The sequence below is a fragment of the Caulobacter vibrioides OR37 genome (genome assembly GCF_000372645.1).
In the GTDB taxonomy this organism is placed as follows: Bacteria; Pseudomonadota; Alphaproteobacteria; order Caulobacterales; family Caulobacteraceae; genus Caulobacter; species Caulobacter vibrioides_E.
The window spans coordinates 97,340-115,125 of the sequence record NZ_APMP01000005.1; the positions used below are offsets into that span (position 1 = coordinate 97,340).

A 17,786-nucleotide genomic window follows, 5' to 3' on the forward strand; every position below is an offset into this window, starting at 1 on the left:
ACTTGGCTTCGATCTATCCGGTGATCCTGTGCGGCGGTTCGGGCACACGTCTGTGGCCGGCGTCGCGCAGCGACCAGCCCAAGCAGTTCCTGAAACTTGTCGGCGAGCGCTCCTCGTTCCAGGAGACCGTGCTGCGGGTGAAGGACATTCCCGGCGTCGCCGAGATCGTCATCGTCACCGGCGAGGCCATGGTCGATTTCGTCGCCCAGCAGACCGCCGAGATCGGCGCGCCGGTGACCATCCTGGTCGAACCCGAGGCCCGCGACAGCGCCCCGGCCGTGGCGGCGGCGGCGGCCTATGTCGAGCGCCAGGACCCCGACGGCGTCGTGCTGATGCTGGCCGCCGACCACCACATCGCCCAGCCCGAGATCTTCGGCGAGGCGGCTCTGACCGCCGCCCGGGCCGCCGAACACGACCTCATCGTCACCTTCGGCGTGCAGCCCACCGTGCCGGCCACCGGCTTTGGCTATATCCGCCCCGGCGAGGCGCTGCTCGACGGTTCGGTGCGAGCGGTCGCCGCGTTCGTCGAAAAGCCGGACCAGGAGACCGCCGAGCGGTACCTGCTGGAAGGCTACCTCTGGAACAGCGGCAACTTCGCCTTCAAGGCCGCCACGCTGCTGGGCGAGTTCGAGGCGTTCGAGCCTACGGTGGCCGCGGCCGCCAAGGCCTGTGTCGCCGGGCTCTCGCTGGAGGCTGGCGTCGGGCGCCTGAGCCGCGAGGCCTTCGGCCAGGCCAAGAAGATCTCGCTCGACTATGCGGTGATGGAGCGCACCACGAGAGCCGCCGTCGCGCCCGCCGCCTTCGCCTGGTCGGACCTGGGGGCCTGGGACGCCATTTGGGAGGCCTCGGTCCGCGACCACCATGGCAACGCCCAGGACGGCGACGTCGACCTGCACAAGGCTTCCGGCGTGCTGGTGCGGACGACGGGCCCCTATGTCGGCGTGATCGGCGTCAGCGACATCGTCGTCGTGGCCGAGCCCGACGCGGTGCTGGTCTGCCACCGCAAGGACAGCCAAGCCGTGAAGACCCTGGTCGATGGACTGAAGGCCAAGGGCCGTTCGATCGCCTCGCGCAAGAGCATCTCGCCTAGCGGCGCGGAAACCTTGGTCTCGACCGAGGCCTTCGACGTCGAACTGCGCCGCGCGCCGGCCGGCGCGACGATCACCCTCTTCGCCTCCACCGTGCAGGTTCTGGAAGGCGTTCTGGAGATGGCCGGCGACGTCCATGCCGCCGGCGCGATCATCGCGCTCGAAGGCGAGGCCCAGGCCCGCGCGAAGGGCGCGGCGACCCTGCTGGTCACCAAGCCGCGTTAGGTCCGGCCCGCCTCGATAGCGCGGTCCATTTCCAGGATACCGAGGACGATGTGATAGAAGGAGCTGGCGGGCGCCGGCTCCTCCACGAAGGTCTCGTCGGGCAAGTACTTGTCGCGCCACAGGCCGGGGACCGGGGTGCGCAGATAGGCCAGCAGGCCCTCGGCCGCGGCGGCGGCCATGTCCCAATAGCGAGGCTCGCCGGTCAGTTCGGCGGCCAGCACGGCGGCCTTGATGCGCTCGGTCTGCGGCCACAGGCGCGCGCTGGCGTCGTGGATCGAGAAGTCGTCCAGCAAGGCGTTGATCGCCACGCCGCGCGCCAAATCGGTTCCGTGGGTCTCGGCGGCGTCGATCATCTTCAGCGCGGCGGCCTCGGCGTCCGCCCGTCCCGCCAGCTTGCTCCAGCGCAGCAGCAGCCACCCCCACTCGAACTGATGGCCCGGTTCGCAGATCCGTCCCTCGACGCCCGGCGCGGGGTTCCAGTCAAGATCGAAGAACTCGCGAATCTGGCCGCTCTGGCCATGGATGAATCTGGAAAGCGCGAGTTGGGCGATCTCGTCGGCCAGGGCGCGCCAGGCCGGGTCCGCGTCGATCTCGTTCCAGGCCAGCATGGCCTCGAACAGGTGCATGTGCGGGTTCGACTGCAGCGGCGCGGTCGGCGGGTTTGTCTGGTGAAAGCCCGCCATCGGGTGCTTGCGCTCGGCGACCAGCTTGTCGCGCACCGCCACGGCGATGGCGCGGACCTCGTCGGCGCGGGCCGGCGCCGCCTTGGCCGCCGCCGCCAGGGCGAACAGGGCGAAAGCTTGGTCATAGAGGTCGGCGGTCTCGTCCAGGCTCTCGCCGTTCGGCCCAACGAGGGCGCGGAAGAGCCCATCCGGGCGACGATATCGCGCGAGGTAGAACGACAAACCGTGCTCCACGGCTTCGCGCCAGGGCCCGTTCCAGCCTAGATCGCCAGCGATGGCGAAGGAGTAGATCTGGCGCGGCAGAACCCGGCCGCGGCGCGGACCATCGACCGGCGCGCCCTCCTGGTCGAGCTTCTCGAAGAACCCGCCCTTCGCGTGGTCCGCCCCCGCGCGCCACCAAAGCGGATAGGCCGCTTCGGTCGCCCAGGTCTTGAGACGGTCGCGCAGGCGGGCGGCGTCGGCGAAGGCGTTCATCGGAAGCTCCAGCGAGATGCACGTCTTTCTAGGCGAGGTCGTGGCCCAAGGCCAAGACAGCGGCATGGCGTTTCGGCGACGGCCGGGGTAGTGGTCCGACCATGATCAGCGCCCTCGATCTTCCGCCGCTGAAGGCCGTGTTCCTGGACCGCGACGGGGTCCTGAACATCGACCACGGCTATGTCTCCGATCCGGCCAAGCTGGACTGGATCGACGGCGCCCGCGAGGCGGTGGCGGCCATGACCCGGGCGGGCCTGAAGGTGCTGGTGGTCACCAACCAGTCGGGCATCGGCCGGGGCTATTTCGACGAACCGGCCATGGACCGCTTCCACGCCGCCATGCAGGCGCAACTGGACGCGCTGGGAGGGCGTATCGACGCCTTCTATCACTCGCCGTTTCACGAGACCGCGATCATCGAAGCCTACCGCGTCGCAGACCATCCAGACCGTAAACCCAATCCCGGCATGATCCTGCGGGGCTTGGCCGACTGGAACCTGACGCCACTGGAGACCGTGATCATCGGCGATCGCGATATCGACGTCGAAGCCGGCGCGCGGGCGGGCGTACCGGGCTATCTGTTCCCGGGCGGCGATCTGAGGGCCTTTGTCAGCCAGGTGCTGGGCGAGCGCGTTGCGGCGCTGAGATGAAGATCCTGCTGCTGGGCAAGACCGGCCAGGTCGCCACGGCGTTTCAGGCCGCCGCGCGCGGACGGGAAGACGTCGAGGTGATCGCGCTTTCCCGCGCCGATCTCGACCTGGAGAACACCGACGCTATCCGCGCCGCGATCCTGGGCGCCGACTGCGATCTCGTGCTCAACGCCGCCGCCTTCACCCAGGTGGACCGAGCCGAGACGCTTGCCGGAGAGGCCTTCGCGGTCAACGCTCGCGCTCCCGGCGAGATGGCGCGGGCGTGCGCCGAGCGCGACTTGCCGCTCGTGCATCTATCGACCGACGCGGTGTTCGACGGCCTGACCGACCGGCCCTATGTCGAGACCGACGCGCCTTCACCGATCAATGTCTATGGCCGCTCGAAGCTGGCCGGCGAGCAAGCGGTCCTCGCCCATGCCCGGACCGTGGCGCTGCGAGTCTCGTGGGTCTTCTCCCGGCATGGCCGCAACTATGTCAGCTTCATGCTGCGCCTGGCCCGCGAGCGGGAGGTGCTGAAGGTCGTCGCCGACCAGTTCGGGACGCCGACCGACGGCGAGGCCCTGGCCGCGTTTCTGCTGGCGACCGCGCCGCGTTGGGCCGCCGCGCCGGCCGAAGACCCGGCGTTCGGCCTGTTCCACTTCGCCAACGCCGACGAGACCAGCCGCTTCGACTTCGCCAAGGCCGCGATCGATCGCGATCCGCTGACCCGCGCGCGACTGGAGCCGACCACCCAGGCCGCCTTCGCCGAGCCCGCGCCCCGGCCGCCCCGCTCGCCTTTGGATACGGGCAAGCTGCGCGCCCTGTTCGGCTTCACGCCGGAACCGTGGCGCCCAGCGGTCGAACGGACCGCCGATCGCCTCGTGACCACCGGTTTGGCCGGCTAAGCGCTGGCGCCAAAGAGCGGCGCGCGGTACACCCACGCCCGACTTCTCCATAGACGCGACGTGACCGACCCATGCAGATCTTCCTCGACAGCACCGACACCAAGGTCATCGCCGACCTGGCCTCGACCGGTCTGGTGGATGGCGTGACCACCAATCCGACCCTGATCGCCAAGTCGGGCCGGCCGATGCTGGAGGTGATCGCCGAGATCTGCGACCTCGTCCCGGGTCCGATCAGCGCCGAGGTGGCCGCCACCACCGCCGAGGCCATGATCGCCGAAGGCAAGAAGCTGGCCGCCATCGCCCCGAACGTGGTGGTGAAGATCCCGCTGACCCGCGATGGCCTGATCGCCTGCGCCGCCTTCGCCGACGAAGAGATCAAGACCAACGTCACCCTGTGTTTCTCCGCGACCCAGGCCCTGCTGGCCGCCAAGGCCGGGGCGACCTTCGTCTCGCCGTTCATCGGCCGTCTGGACGACTACGGCTTCGACGGCATGGACCTGATCCGCGACATCCGCGCGATCTACGACAACTACGGCTATGAGACCGAAATCCTCGCGGCCTCGGTGCGCAACGCCGGCCACGTGAAGGAAGCCGCGATCGTGGGCGCCGACGTCGTCACCATCCCGCCGGCCGTGTTCGGCGATCTCTACAAGCACCCGCTGACCGACAAGGGCCTGGAGCAGTTCCTGAAGGACTGGGCCTCGACCGGCCAGTCGATCCTGTAGGGCCGCGCGAGCGAGGGCGTGCCGAAGGAGGCTCGCCCGAAGCGCGAATAGGTGATCACAGTTTATTTCGCTAAAGCGAAGCTGGTTCGCAAACGCGAACTCATGCGTTACAGCTTGGTCCGTCCACAGAGGGCCAAGCCGATGGTTCCGAACGCCGCAGAAACCGAGGTCCGCCTGGCCGGTCCCGAAGAGGCCGACCGTTTCTCGCGTTTCCTGCAGGGCTTTCTCTCGGCCAACGGCTTCCCGTTCGTGATCGTGCACGACACGCCCGAGCTTCTGGGCCAGCTTCGCAAGGTGGTGTTCGAGGACGCCGGCCTGAGCCACAAGTTCGCCAGCGAGTGGCTGAACCAAAGAGGCACGGCCGGCAGCGCCTAGAACGTGAGGCTGAAAGTGGGAACCGGTTTCAGCTTATCTCACGCTCTAAACATTTGATTTAGAGCCTTTAGCGGTCAGGCCTTCGGCCGAGCTCGAGGCGACGCCGGCGCCGATTTCCGAGCCCGACGCGTCTTGATCAGATTCAGCAGGTGGTGCTCGCCCTCGCCCGGCATGGCTGGCGAGGGATCCTTGGCCTTGGTCGGGCGCGGCGGCGGCAGGTCGTCGCGCGAGGGGTCCTCCGTCAGAAGATGCGCGGCCAGCATCAGGTCGGTCTTGACCGGGCCAAAGTCGGCGGACGCGGTCCAGGCGCGGATCGCGGCCTGGGCGTAGGCCTCCGACAGGTCGGTCACCTCGATCATCACCGCCGGTTCCTTGCGGATGCGCGGATCATTCTCGGCCCGTTCGCGCAGCCGCTTGAGCACGGCGACCAGATCGGTTTTCAGCGGAACCTTGAACAGCACGTCGGCCCGACGATGCCGATGGGTCGAATAGTTCAGGATGACGTCGCCGAACACCTTGCTGTTGGGGATCATCACCTTGACGTTGTCGAACGTGGCGATCTCGGTGAACAGCAGGTCCAGCGACTTGACCGTGCCCTGGCGGGTCGAGGTCTCGATGACATCGCCGACGCGATAGGGGCGGAACAGCAGGATCATCATCCCGGCCGCGACGTTCGAAAGCGCGCCCTGCAGCGCCAGGCCGATGGCCAGCGAGGCCGCGCCCAGCACCGCGATGATCGAGGTGGCCTGCACGCCGAGCTGCTGCAGCACCGCCACCAGGCCCATGGCGATGACGGCGTAGCGCGCCAGAGAGGCGCTGAAGCTCTCCAAGGTGGGATCGGGCGCGTTGCGATGCACGCGCGCCAGCGTGCGACGCATGAACCGCGCGGCCCAGCCGGCGAGCCAGAAGGTCAGGACCAGGATCAGGCCCGCCACCACCAGATTCACCGCGAGCTTGCCCAACCAGTCGAGGAAGTGCCCGAGCATGGTTTCATCGGCCTTGATCTTGGCGATGGACGGCAAGGCGGCGTCCGGCGGGATGACGCTGGGTTTGGTCTGCATGAAAGCCTCGATTGGCGCCCCCGCGCCGTTCGGTCAACGGCGGCGACGCGGCCATGGTTCCGCTTGCCCCGTCTGGGGGAAACAGTCGGTTACATCAATTGGCTCGAATTCGTCATGAACGCCCACTAGAGCGTGGCGCCATGACCATGCCCTTCATCGACCTCGCCGCGCAGCAGCGCCGAATCCGCGACAAGATCGACGCCGCCATAGCCAAGGTTTTGGACAGCGGCGCCTATGTCATGGGCCCGCAGGTTCGAGAGTTCGAAGCCAAGCTGGCGGCGTTCGGCCAAGCCAAGCTGGCCCTGTCCTGCGCCAATGGCACCGACGCCATCGCCCTGCCGCTGATGGCCTGGGACATCGGTCCGGGCGACGCTGTATTCTGCCCGTCCTTCACCTTCGCCGCGACGCCCGAGGTCGCGCCCTGGGTCGGCGCCACGCCGGTGTTCGTCGACATCCTGCCCGACACCTTCAACCTCGACCCCGCCAAGCTGGACGCCGCCATCGCCGGGGTGAAGGCCGAGGGCAAACTGACCCCGAAGGTCGTGATCGCGGTCGACCTGTTTGGCCAGCCCGCCGACTATCCGGCGATCAAGGCCATCTGCGATCGCGAGGGCCTGAAGCTGATCGCCGACAGCGCCCAAGGCTTCGGCTGCACGTTGAACGGCCATCATCCGCTGCATTGGGCCGATGTCGCCACCACCAGCTTCTTCCCGGCCAAGCCTTTGGGCGGCTATGGCGACGGCGGGGCGGTGCTGACCAATGATCAGACCCTTTGGGACCTGATGGACAGCTATCGCGTTCACGGCAAGGCGGTCGGCCCGGACCTGCAAGGCCGGACCTTCGACCACGACCCGAAATACCTGAACACCCGCATCGGGATGAACTCGCGCCTGGACACCCTGCAGGCGGCGATCCTGATCGAGAAGCTGGCGATTTTCGCCGAGGAAATCGACCTGCGCCAAGTCGTCGCCCAGCGCTATGCCGAGGGCCTGAAGGGCGCGGTGATCGCGACTCCGACGGTGATCGACGGCGGCGTTTCGGTGTGGGCGCAGTATGTCATCGAGCACCAGAACCGCGACGGCCTGGCCGCGCATCTCAAGGCCCAAGGCATTCCGACGGCGGTCTATTATCCCGTGCCGATGCACGCCCAGGCGCCCTATGCCGGCTATCCGCGCGGCGCGGGCGGTCTGCCCGTGACCGAGGCCAAGGCCCAGACGGTGCTGGCCCTGCCGATGCACCCCTACCTGACCGAAGCCGACCAGGCGCGGATCATCGACGCCATTCGCGCTTTCGCGGACAGGCTTTAGATACAAATGTTTAGAGCGCGTTCGAGCGGTTTAACCCCACACACTTAAACCTAACGCGCTCTAACCCGCTCGCGCGCGGTCCAGGGCCGCGTAGAGCGCCGCGATGTCGAGCGGCTTGGCCAGCCAGTCGGTCATGCCCGCGGCCCGGCAAGCCTCGACCTCATCGGCGGCCACGCCGGCGCTGAAGCCGATGACGGGAATGTCGTGGTTGCGGCCCTTGCCGGCCCGCAGGCGTCGGGTGGCCTCGCGGCCGTCCAACCCCGGCATGTTGACGTCCATCAGCACCACGTCGAAGGCCTGCGCCTCGAGCCGCTCCAGGGCTTCGTTTCCGTCGGGCGCGGTGGTGAGCGTCACGCCGAGGGGCTCCAGCACCAGCGCCAACGTCCGGCGATTGATCTCGTGATCGTCCACGGCCAGGACGCGCAGGTCGCCGACCGACGGCGCCAGGGCCGGACCCTCATCCGCCGAGCGCGGCGCGGCCTCTTCCCGCCCGATGGGCAAAACCAGGGTCAGGCGAAACACCGCGCCCCGGGCGGCGGCCGGACAGGCCTCCAGATCACCGCCCATCAGGCGCGCCAGCTGCCGGCTCACCGTCAGCCCAAGGCCGGTGCCGCCATAGGTCCGCGCTGTTTCCTGGGAGGCCTGGGCGTAGGGCGTGAAGAGCCGGTCCATGGCCTCGGGGCTGATTCCGGGACCGTTGTCCTCGACTTCGATGACGACGCGAACCTTGGCGTCGCCGACGGTCTCGCCGGTCAGTCGGACCTCGATCACGCCCCGCTCGGTAAACTTGATGGCGTTGGACAGCAGGTTGTTGAGGATCTGACGCAGGCGGAATGGATCGCCGCGCACCCAGATCGACGGCTGTTCGCCGGGAGGATCGCGTAGGGCCAGGCCCTTGGCCTTGACGTTGGCGGTCCAGAAGCGCGTCGCGTCCCGGATGGCCCCCAGCACGTCGAAATCGCGCTCTTCCAGGCTCATGGCGCGGGCCTCGATCTTGGCCTGGTCGAGCATGTCGGTCAGCAGACCGGTCATCAGCTGTCCGGCGTCGAAGATCAGGTTGGCCGTCGCCTGGGTCTGGACGGGACTGGCGCCGCCGCGGATCAGCTGGGCGCCGGCGACGATGGCGGACAGCGGCGTTCGCAGCTCGTGGCTGACGATAGCCGCCATGGCGGTGCGTTCCGACAGCGCCTCTTCGGTCTGCACGCGCCGCCGGTCGGCTTCCTCGCGGGCCGCGAACAGGGCGCGACGCTGGTGGTGCATACGCATCCAGATCGTGTGCAGCGCCAGGATCATGAAGCCCACCGACACGGCGAGAATGGCCCCCTGGCCGCGCGTCGCCTGCGGCATCAGAAACGGCGTCGCCGCCAGGCCGATCGCGTAGGGGGTGAAGCCCAGATAAAATAGCGGACGGCTGTCGACTCCCGAGACGACGTTGTTCAGCGCGCCCCCGATCAGCACCATCACGGCCAGGGCCATCAGCGGCGGCTGGCCGCTTCGCCAAAAGATCAGCGCCGCGCCGGCGTGAACGACGGCCATCGACAACATCGACGCCAACATCAGGACGACCCGCGCCGCCAGATGATGCTTGGGCAACCCGCCCTTGGCGAAAGGCCGAACCGCCACGAACTCCAGCGCCTGGACCGACAGGCTCGCGGTCAGCCACAGCGGGATCAGGTCTAGGCGTCCGATAAGACCCAGCGCCCAGCTCAGCAGAACCGTCAGTCCGACGCGCGAATAGGCCTGGCGGTAGCGCTCCTTCGCATTGATCCGCAGGTGCGGAAGCAAGACGGCCAACACGGACGGTAAGGACGCACTCATCGCCTCTTCCTTAGGCCGGACAGGCAAAGGAGACGTGAACATCGCTCAAGCGTCCAGCATCGCTTCCAGCGTCTTGAGCTCGTCGGCCTCGCGCGCCGGCTTGTCCCAACGAATGCGGTGGATGCGCGGAAAGCGCATGGCTACGCCCGACTTGTGCCGAGTCGAGCGCTGCAGGCCTTCGAAAGCCACCTCGAACACCAGGCCGAAATCCTGGTCGGCGCGAACCGAGCGCACCGGGCCGAAACGCTCCGCCGTATGGTCGCGAACGAACTTGTCGATCCGTTTGAGCTCCTCGTCGGTGAAGCCGAAATAGGCCTTGCCGACCGGCGTCAGGCTCCGCCGCCCTTGCTCGTCCTCGCGCCAGACGCCGAAGGTGTAGTCGGAATAGAAGCTGGATCGTTTGCCATGACCGCGCTGGGCGTACATCAGCACCGCGTCGATCAGCCGCGGGTCGCGCTTCCATTTGAACCACGGACCCTTCGGGCGGCCGGGCTCGTAGACGCTGTCGCGGCGCTTCAGCATCAAGCCCTCCGAAAGGCGGGCGTCGCCCTCGGGCGGTTCCAGGCGCAGGGCGGCCAGTTCCTCCCAGCTGTCGAAGGGCTGCAGGGGCGAGAGGTCGATGCGCGGCGCCGTCAGCCGGCCCACGAACGCCTCGAGCCGTGATCGGCGCTCGACGAAGGGAAGGCCTCGAAGATCGACCTCGCCGTCCAGCAGCAGGTCATAGGCCCGGACGCCGGCGGGAAAAGTGGCCAGTTGCTTGGCGTCGACGGTCTTGCGGTTCAGCCGTTGCTGCAGGTCGCCGAACGGGGCCAGGGCGCCGTCGCGCAGCACCAGGAGCTCGCCGTCGATCGCTCCCTCGAAGTCCATCGCCTCGACGACGTCCGGAAAGGCGGCCGAGATGTCGTCGCCGGTGCGGCTGTAGAGCCGCCGCTCGCCCCGCTCGGACACCGCTTGAACGCGGATGCCGTCCCACTTCCATTCGGCGACATAGTCGGCCGGATCCAGCTTGGCGAAATCGACGGCCTCGTCGATCGGCTGGGCCAGCATCACGGGCCGGAACCGCCCGGGGGCGTCGGACGAAGGGCGTTCGGAACGACCTTCAAGCCAGGCGAAGAGATCGCCATAGGGCGGTTCGAGGGCGTGCCAGACCTCCTCGATCTCGCCGATCTCGACACCGCCGAACTGGGCGCAGGCCTGCTTGGCCAGGCGGGAGGAAACGCCAACCCGGAGCCCGCCGGTCATCAGTTTCAGCAGCGCCCAGCGCCCGTCCGGATCCAGGGCGTCCAGCCAGCCCTCGATCAGACGCGGGACCTCGGCGCGCGACGCCGAACGCAGAGCCTCGACCACCTCGGACAGCTCCGGCGGCCGATTGGCGCCTGGCCTCGACGGCCAGACCAGGGCGACGGTCTCCGCCAGATCGCCGACATAGTCGTAGGACCAGGCGAACAGTTGGGCGTCCATCCGCGCCTCGACCGCCTTGCGAATGAAGGCTGGCTTGGCGGCGTTGAACGACAGCGCGCCGGTCAGCGCCGCCAGGGCATAGCCGCGATCGGGGTCCGGCGTCTGGCGCAGGTGGTCCCCGATCAAGGTCAGCTTGGCGTTGCGCGACGTGGTCAGGGACAGCCGGTCGAGCAGATGGGCGAAGGCGCGCATGGACATGGAATGTCGAGCGATCTCCTTTCGTTCAGCCGCTTCATAACGGGCGGACCCGACCTCTCGCGCAAGTCGCTTGTCGATGCTAGATTAAAACAGATGTTTGAATTCGCGAGGCGGTCATGGACCAGGCGCTGCCCGAAGGTTTCTCGCCCCACGTCCGCAAGAGCCCCCTGACGGATCCGTGGGAGCCGCTTTACGCCAAGCCGGGCGCGGACCGGCTGATCCTGGGCGTCCGCGTGCGGCCCGAGCACTGCAATTCGCGGAACATGCCGCACGGCGGCTTTCTGGCCGCGATGGCCGACAACGCCATGGGCCTATCGCTGGGCGTGAGCCTGGCCGGGGACGGGCGAGAATCCGCCGGGCTCGTCACCGTCTCGCTGACGCTGGACTATCTGGGGTCGGCCAAGCTGGGCCAATGGCTCGAGTTCGACACCGATTTCGTCAAGCTGGGCCGCTCGATCTGCTTCGCCGAAGCGACGGTGCGCGCCGATGGCCAGCCGATCGCCCGCGCTCGGGCGACGTTCAAGGTCCAGGCGGCGAAGGCGGCGGCGTGAAACGAAAACCTCGCCCCTCGACTGGCTCGGGGCGAGGTTCCTAGACGCGGCCGGAGGGCGACCCTACGCCTAGAGCGCGTTAGGTTTAAGTGTGAGCGGTTAAACCGCTCGAACGCGCTCTAAATATCTGAATTTAGAGTCTGTTTATCCGCTTCAAATGATTCCATTTGAAGCGGACAGGCTCTAAGCGCGTTCGTTGACCGGCTGCTGAGCGGTCAGGGGCTGGGGCAGGCGGCTGACCATCTCCTTCGGGCAGACCTGCCAGAACTGGCCCCGCGCCCGATCCCAGTCGCGCAGCAGGGTCTCGGCGAAGACCGAGTCCGTCTCGCGGGCGTGCTCGGCGATCAGCGAGCGCAGCACGCCTTCCCAGTAGGGCGAGGCCAGGCGCTGCACGACGATGCTGTCCGGGTTGATGTTGTCCTGGAAGCGGTCGTGCTGGTCGAACACGAAGGCCATGCCGCCGGTCATGCCCGCGCCGAAGTTGCCGCCGGTCGGACCCAGGATCACCACCTGGCCACCGGTCATGTACTCGCAGCCATTGGCCCCGCAGCCCTCGACCACCGTGGTGGCGCCGGAGTTACGGACCGCGAAGCGCTCGCCCGCCTGGCCCGCCGCGAACAGCCGGCCCGAGGTGGCGCCGAACAGCACGGTGTTGCCGATCAGGGTGTTGGTTTCCGGGGCCGCCAGGCCGCGCGCGGGTTTGATCACGATCGTCGCGCCCGACAGACCCTTGCCGACATAGTCGTTGGCCTCGCCGGTCAGCTCGATGCGCAGGCCCTGGACCGCGAAGGCCCCCAGGCTCTGGCCCGCCGACCCCTTCAGCTGGACGGTCAGGTGGCCGGACGGCAGGCCCTTCATGCCAAACTTGCGGACGATATGGCTGGAGGTGCGCGTGCCGATGGTGCGGGCCGTGCTGCGGACCGTGTAGGTCAGCTGCATCTTCTCGCCGCGCTCCAGCAGCGGGGCGGCGTCGCGGACGATCTGGGCGTCCAGGGTGTCCGGCACCGCGTTGCGACCCTCGACCGTGCAGTAGGGCTTATTCGCGCCCGGATCGGCGCGGACCAGCAGCGGGTTCAGGTCGAGGTCGTCCAGATGCTCGCCGCCGCGGCTGACCTGGGCCAGCAGGTCGGTGCGGCCGACGATTTCCTGCAGGGACCGGAAGCCCAGGCCCGCCAGGATCTCGCGTACCTCTTCGGCGACGAAGGTGAAGAGGTTGATGACCTTGTCCGGCGTGCCGGTGAACTTGGCGCGCAGGGCCTCGTCCTGAGTGCAGACGCCGACCGGGCAGGTGTTGGAATGGCACTGGCGCACCATGATGCAGCCCATCGCCACCAGCGAGGCGGTGCCGATGCCGAACTCCTCGGCGCCCATCATGGCGGCGATGACGATATCGCGGCCGGTCCGCATCCCGCCGTCGGCGCGCAGCACGACGGAGTGTCGCAGATTGTTCAGGGTCAGAACCTGATTGGCTTCCGACAGGCCCATTTCCCACGGACCGCCGGCGTACTTGACCGAGGTCTGGGGCGAGGCGCCGGTGCCGCCGACGCCGCCGGCGACCAGGATCACGTCGGCCTTGGCCTTGGCCACGCCGGCCGCGATAGCGCCAATGCCGGTGGCCGCCACCAGCTTCACCGTGACCCGAGCGATCGGATTGATCTGCTTCAGGTCATAGATGAGCTGGGCCAGGTCCTCGATCGAGTAGATGTCGTGGTGCGGCGGCGGGCTGATCAGCATCACGCCGGGCGTCGAATGACGCAGGCGGGCGATCATTTCCGTAACCTTGAAGCCGGGCAGCTGGCCGCCCTCGCCGGGCTTGGCGCCCTGGGCGACCTTGATCTCCAGCTCGACGCACTGGTTCAGGTACTCCGCGGTGACGCCAAAGCGCCCCGAGGCCACCTGCTTGATGGCGCTGTTGGGATTGTCGCCGTTCGGCAGCGGCTTGTAGCGCGCGCTGTCCTCGCCGCCCTCGCCCGAGACCGAGCGGGCGCCGATGCGGTTCATGGCGATGTTCAAGGCGCCGTGCGCTTCGGGGCTCAGCGCGCCCAGGCTCATGCCTGGGGTCACGAAGCGCTTGCGGATCTCGTTGACGCTCTCGACATCGTCGGTCGAGATCGGGTTGCGGTCCGAGCGCCAGTCCAAAAGGTCGCGCAGCTGGATCGGCTTTTGCGTGCGCAGGCCGTTGGACCAGCGGCGATAGAGCTCGTAATCGCCGGTGTCGCAGGCCGTCTGCAGGGTATGCATCAGCCGCGCCTCGAAAGCGTGGGCCTCGCCCGAGCGACGCGCCTTGTAGAGCCCACCGACCGGCAGGGTGACGGCGGGCGTCCCCCAGGCCTTGCGATGCAGCTCGACGGTCTTGCTCTCGATGCCGGCCAGACCGATGCCCGAGATGCGCGAGGGCATGCCGGGGAAGAATTCCGCCGCCAGGGCGCGCGAAAGACCGACGGCCTCGAAGTTGTAGCCGCCGCGATAAGACGAGATGACGCTGATCCCCATCTTGGAGATGATCTTCAGCAGCCCGCCCTCGATCGCGGTCTTGAAGTTGATGCAGACGTCGCGCAGCGTCTTGTCGCCGACCAGGCCGCGCTCCAGGCGATCCTGGAAGCTTTCCTGGGCCAGATAGGCGTTGACCGCCGTGGCCCCGACGCCGACCAGCACGGCGAAATAGTGGGTATCCAGGCACTCGGCCGAGCGGACGATGATCGAGACGTAGCTGCGCAGGCCCTTGGCGACCAGGTGGGCGTGAACGCCGCCGGTGGCCAGGATCATCGGCAGGGCGACGCGGTCCTCGGCGCTGTGCTCATCGGTCAGGATGATGGCCCCGCAGCCGCGCAGCACGGCGTCCTCGGCCTCGGCGCGGATGCGGTCGAGATTGGCGCGCAAGGCGTCGCCGGCTCGAGCCTCGGGCGCGGGCAAGGGCATGGTGCAGTCGATGACCGCGACGTTCTTCTCGCCCAGCAGACCGTGGATGCGCTCGTACATGCCGGTGGTCAGCACCGGGCTTTCCAGCACATACACATCCGCCTGAGCGGCGTCCTGGGCCAGGATGTTGCCGAGGTTCTTGAAGCGGGTCTTCAGGCTCATCACGCCGGTCTCCCGCAGCGGGTCGATCGGCGGGTTGGTCACCTGGCTGAAGTTCTGGCGGAAATAGTGGCTCAGCGGACGGTACTTCTCCGACAGCACCGCCAGCGGCGTGTCGTCGCCCATCGAGCCGACGGCTTCCTTGCCCTCCTCGACCATCGGCGCGAGGATCATTTCAAGGTCCTCGAGGCTGTAGCCGGCGGCGGCCTGGCGGCGCGTCAGCTCCTCGCGGCCGTACTTGCGCGGCTCGGGACCGGGGCCGATCTGCTTTTCCAGATCGACCATGTTGCCCAGCCACTCGGTGTAGGGGTGGCGACCGGCCAGCTCGTCGATGATGGCCTCTTCGTCGTAGAGACGGCCCTCGGCGAGGTCGATGGCCAGCATCCGCCCCGGCGAAATGGCCAGCTTGCGGGTGATGCGGCTTTCCTCGACGCCGCACATGCCCGCTTCCGAGCCCATGATCACCAGGCCGTCGTCGGTATAGGCCACGCGCAGCGGCCGCAGCCCCGAGCGGTCCTTGCCGGCCACGACCCAGCGGCCGTCGGTGGCGCACAGGGCGGCCGGACCGTCCCAGGGCTCCATCACGGCGTTGCAATAGGAATAGAGCGCCTTGTGGGCGTCCTTCATCTTCGGATTGGCGGCCTCGGGGACCAGCAGGGCCTTGGCCATCGGCGCGTCGCGGCCCGCGCGCACCAGCACCTCGAAGGTGTTGTCGAGGTTGGCGCTGTCCGAGCCGCCGGGCTGGATCACCGGCTTCACGTCATCCCCGAACTCGCCGAAGGCCTGGGCGGCCATCTTGATCTCGTGGGACTTCATCCAGTTGATGTTGCCCTTGATCGTGTTGATCTCGCCGTTGTGGGCCAGCATCCGGAACGGCTGGGCCAGTCGCCACTGCGGGAAGGTGTTGGTCGAGTAGCGCTGGTGGAAGATCGCCACGGCGGCGGCGAAGCGCTCGTCCTTCAGGTCGGGATAGAACTCGTCGATATGTTCGGCGAGGAACATGCCCTTGTAGATCAGCGACTTGGCCGAGAACGAGCAGATGTAGAAGTCGCTGATGTTCTGGCCGTGGACGCGCTTTTCGATGCGCTTACGGCACAGGAACAGGGCGCGCTCCAGGGCCTCGCCCTCCAGCCCGGCCGGCGGGGCCAGCATGATCTGCTCGATTTCCGGACGGGTGGCGTTGGCCTTCTCGCCGATCACCGACGTGTCCACCGGCACCTGGCGCCAGCCATAGATGTAGAAGCCGAACCGCAACGCCTCGGCTTCCACGATCGTGCGGCAAGCCTCCTGGGCGCCCAGGTCCGTGCGCGGCAGGAAGACCTGGCCGACGGCGATAGGGCCGGGACGAAGCGCGTGGCCGGTGCGGCGCACCTGGTCGACGAAAAAGTCCTGCGGGACGCTGACCAGCACGCCGGCGCCGTCGCCGGTCTTGCCGTCGGCGTCCACCGCGCCCCGGTGCCAGAGCGCCTTCAGGGCCTTGATCGCCAGCTCGACGACCTCGCGGCGCGGCTGGCCGTCGATGGCGCAGACCAGGCCGACCCCGCAGGCGTCGCGCTCGGTGGTCGGGTCATAGGCGTGGCCGTCGATCAGGGCCTGGCGGTTCTTCAGATAGAGGTCCATCTCGCTCATGGGTCTTCGGTCCTCTTTCCTATTCCGCCGCGATCAGCGCGGGCGCGCCGATCTTGGCGCGCAGGTAACGGTCGATGGCGTCGGCCGCGTCGCGGCCGTCCTTGATCGCCCAGACGACCAGGGACGCGCCGCGCACGATGTCGCCGGCGGCGAACACGCCGTCGAGATTGGTCATCTGGTCGCGGACATCGGCCTTGACCGTGCCCCAGCGGGTGACTTTCAGGTCCGGCGCCGACCAGGCCTCCGGCAGGTTCTCGGGCTCGAAGCCCAAGGCCTTGACAACCAGCTGGGCCGGGCGATCGAAGTCGCCGCCGGGGATCTCCTCGGGGCTCTGGCGGCCAGAGGCGTCCGGCGCGCCCAGGCGCATCCGGATCGCGCGGACGCCCGAGACCGCCTCGGCTTCGCCCGAAAGAGCGCGCGGCGCGGCCAGCCATTCGAAGGTGACGCCCTCTTCCTCGGCGTTGGCGACCTCGCGCATCGAGCCGGGCATGTTGGCCTTGTCGCGGCGATAGAGGCAGGTGACCGACTTGGCGCCCTGGCGGATGGCCGTGCGCACGCAGTCCATGGCGGTGTCGCCGCCGCCGACCACGACCACGTCCTTGCCCTCGGCGTTCAGTTCGCCCGATTCGAAGGCCGGCACGGCGTCGCCCAGGTTCAGGCGGTTGGAGGCGATCAGATAGTCCAGCGCCGGCACGACGCCCTTGCTGCCGCCGCCCGGCACGGTCAGGTCGCGCGCCGCGTAGACGCCGACCGCGATCAGCACCGCGTCATGCCGGGCCCGCAAGTCTTCCAGCGTCGCGTCCTTGCCGACCTCGAAGCCCAGCTTGAACACGACGCCCCCAGCGGCCAGGCGCCGGGTGCGGCGCTCGACGACGTCCTTCTCCAGCTTGAAGCCGGGAATGCCGTAGATCAGCAGGCCGCCGGCGCGGTCGTGGCGGTCATAGACGGTGACCTCATAGCCGGCCTCGCGCAGCTTCTCGGCGGCGGCCAAGCCGGCGGGTCCCGCGCCGACGATGCCGACCGACTGGCCGCGCGGCTCGCCGGCGACCAGCGGCTTCACCCAGCCGTTCTCCCAGGCCTTGTCGGTGAGGTAGCGTTCGACCGAACCGATCGTCACCGTGCCGTGACCAGACTGCTCTATGACGCAGTTGCCCTCGCAAAGGCGGTCCTGGGGGCAGATCCTGCCGCAGACCTCCGGCATCGAATTGGTCGCCTGAGACAGGGCGTAGGCTTCTTCCAGGCGGCCCTCGGCCGTCATCCGCAGCCAGTCGGGGATGTTGTTGTGCAGCGGGCAGTGGGTCTGGCAGAACGGCACGCCGCACTGCGAGCAGCGCGAAGCCTGCTCGGTCGCCTTGGCGTCGATGAAGTCGGCATAGATCTCGTGGAAGTCGCCCGCGCGCTGGTCCGCCGCGCGCTTCTCGGGCGTCTTGCGGGCCACCGTCGTGAATTTCAGCATCCGCTCGGCCATGCGACGTTCCTCGGCGCTCCCAAAGGAGAAAAATTGCTCAAGCAGGGCTCATACGGACTCTTTGGGGCAAGAAGAATGCGTTGGTCAAATTTATAGACTTATATATGGCCTCCA

General features: G+C 68.0%; 13 protein-coding genes. 7 read left to right on the forward strand and 6 right to left on the reverse strand.

What is annotated here, in order from left to right:
• The first annotated feature begins 2 nt into the window (after nt 1-2).
• Complete coding sequence (locus OR37_RS06535; RefSeq protein ID WP_004617263.1) at nt 3-1,313, forward strand: mannose-1-phosphate guanylyltransferase; 1,311 nt, start codon at nt 3-5, stop codon at nt 1,311-1,313.
• On the opposite strand, the gene OR37_RS06540 is transcribed toward OR37_RS06535, so the two are convergent.
• The gene (locus OR37_RS06540; protein ID WP_004617264.1) at nt 1,310-2,470 is read right to left on the reverse strand and encodes an AGE family epimerase/isomerase; all 1,161 of its coding nucleotides are present in this window, start codon (nt 2,468-2,470) and stop codon (nt 1,310-1,312) included. The two genes, OR37_RS06535 and OR37_RS06540, sit on opposite strands and share 4 nt — an antisense overlap.
• 101 nt (nt 2,471-2,571) lie before the next feature.
• Here OR37_RS06540 and OR37_RS06545 point away from each other — a divergent pair, with 101 nt between their 5' ends.
• From OR37_RS06545 to OR37_RS06560, 4 genes are all read left to right on the forward strand, one after another.
• Nucleotides 2,572-3,117: a D-glycero-alpha-D-manno-heptose-1,7-bisphosphate 7-phosphatase gene (locus OR37_RS06545; RefSeq protein ID WP_004617265.1), complete on the forward strand. Its 546-nt coding sequence runs from the start codon at nt 2,572-2,574 to the stop codon at nt 3,115-3,117.
• The gene (rfbD, locus tag OR37_RS06550; protein WP_004617266.1) at nt 3,114-4,001 is read left to right on the forward strand and encodes a dTDP-4-dehydrorhamnose reductase; all 888 of its coding nucleotides are present in this window, start codon (nt 3,114-3,116) and stop codon (nt 3,999-4,001) included. Before OR37_RS06545 ends, rfbD begins: the two co-directional genes overlap by 4 nt.
• 71 nt (nt 4,002-4,072) lie before the next feature.
• On the forward strand, nt 4,073-4,726 hold the full coding sequence (gene fsa, locus OR37_RS06555) for a fructose-6-phosphate aldolase (protein WP_004617268.1): 654 nt from the start codon (nt 4,073-4,075) through the stop codon (nt 4,724-4,726).
• Between the two features lie 141 nt (nt 4,727-4,867).
• Complete coding sequence (locus tag OR37_RS06560; protein ID WP_004617270.1) at nt 4,868-5,101, forward strand: hypothetical protein; 234 nt, start codon at nt 4,868-4,870, stop codon at nt 5,099-5,101.
• Between the two features lie 74 nt (nt 5,102-5,175).
• Here the strand turns inward: OR37_RS06560 and OR37_RS06565 are convergent, their stop codons facing one another.
• Entirely contained in the window at nt 5,176-6,162 is a 987-nt protein-coding gene (locus tag OR37_RS06565) for a mechanosensitive ion channel family protein (protein WP_004617272.1), read from the reverse strand.
• A 140-nt stretch (nt 6,163-6,302) separates the two neighbouring features.
• Here OR37_RS06565 and OR37_RS06570 point away from each other — a divergent pair, with 140 nt between their 5' ends.
• Entirely contained in the window at nt 6,303-7,469 is a 1,167-nt protein-coding gene (locus tag OR37_RS06570; protein WP_004617274.1) for a DegT/DnrJ/EryC1/StrS family aminotransferase, read from the forward strand.
• 60 nt (nt 7,470-7,529) lie between these two features.
• Here OR37_RS06570 and OR37_RS06575 read toward each other — a convergent pair whose 3' ends face one another.
• On the reverse strand, nt 7,530-9,287 hold the full coding sequence (locus OR37_RS06575) for an ATP-binding protein (protein WP_004617276.1): 1,758 nt from the start codon (nt 9,285-9,287) through the stop codon (nt 7,530-7,532).
• A gap of 45 nt (nt 9,288-9,332) precedes the next feature.
• Nucleotides 9,333-10,946 (reverse strand): cisplatin damage response ATP-dependent DNA ligase, encoded by a 1,614-nt coding sequence (locus OR37_RS06580; protein WP_004617278.1) that lies wholly within the window; start codon nt 10,944-10,946, stop codon nt 9,333-9,335.
• 116 nt (nt 10,947-11,062) lie between these two features.
• Here OR37_RS06580 and OR37_RS06585 point away from each other — a divergent pair, with 116 nt between their 5' ends.
• Nucleotides 11,063-11,497 (forward strand): PaaI family thioesterase, encoded by a 435-nt coding sequence (locus tag OR37_RS06585; protein ID WP_004617279.1) that lies wholly within the window; start codon nt 11,063-11,065, stop codon nt 11,495-11,497.
• Between the two features lie 183 nt (nt 11,498-11,680).
• Here the strand turns inward: OR37_RS06585 and gltB are convergent, their stop codons facing one another.
• Both gltB and OR37_RS06595 read right to left on the reverse strand, forming a co-directional pair.
• Nucleotides 11,681-16,204, reverse strand: coding sequence for a glutamate synthase large subunit (gltB, locus tag OR37_RS06590; protein ID WP_004617288.1), 4,524 nt, complete (start codon nt 16,202-16,204; stop codon nt 11,681-11,683).
• Between the two features lie 19 nt (nt 16,205-16,223).
• Entirely contained in the window at nt 16,224-17,672 is a 1,449-nt protein-coding gene (locus tag OR37_RS06595) for an NAD(P)-dependent oxidoreductase (RefSeq protein WP_004617290.1), read from the reverse strand.
• Nucleotides 17,673-17,786 lie beyond the last annotated feature (114 nt).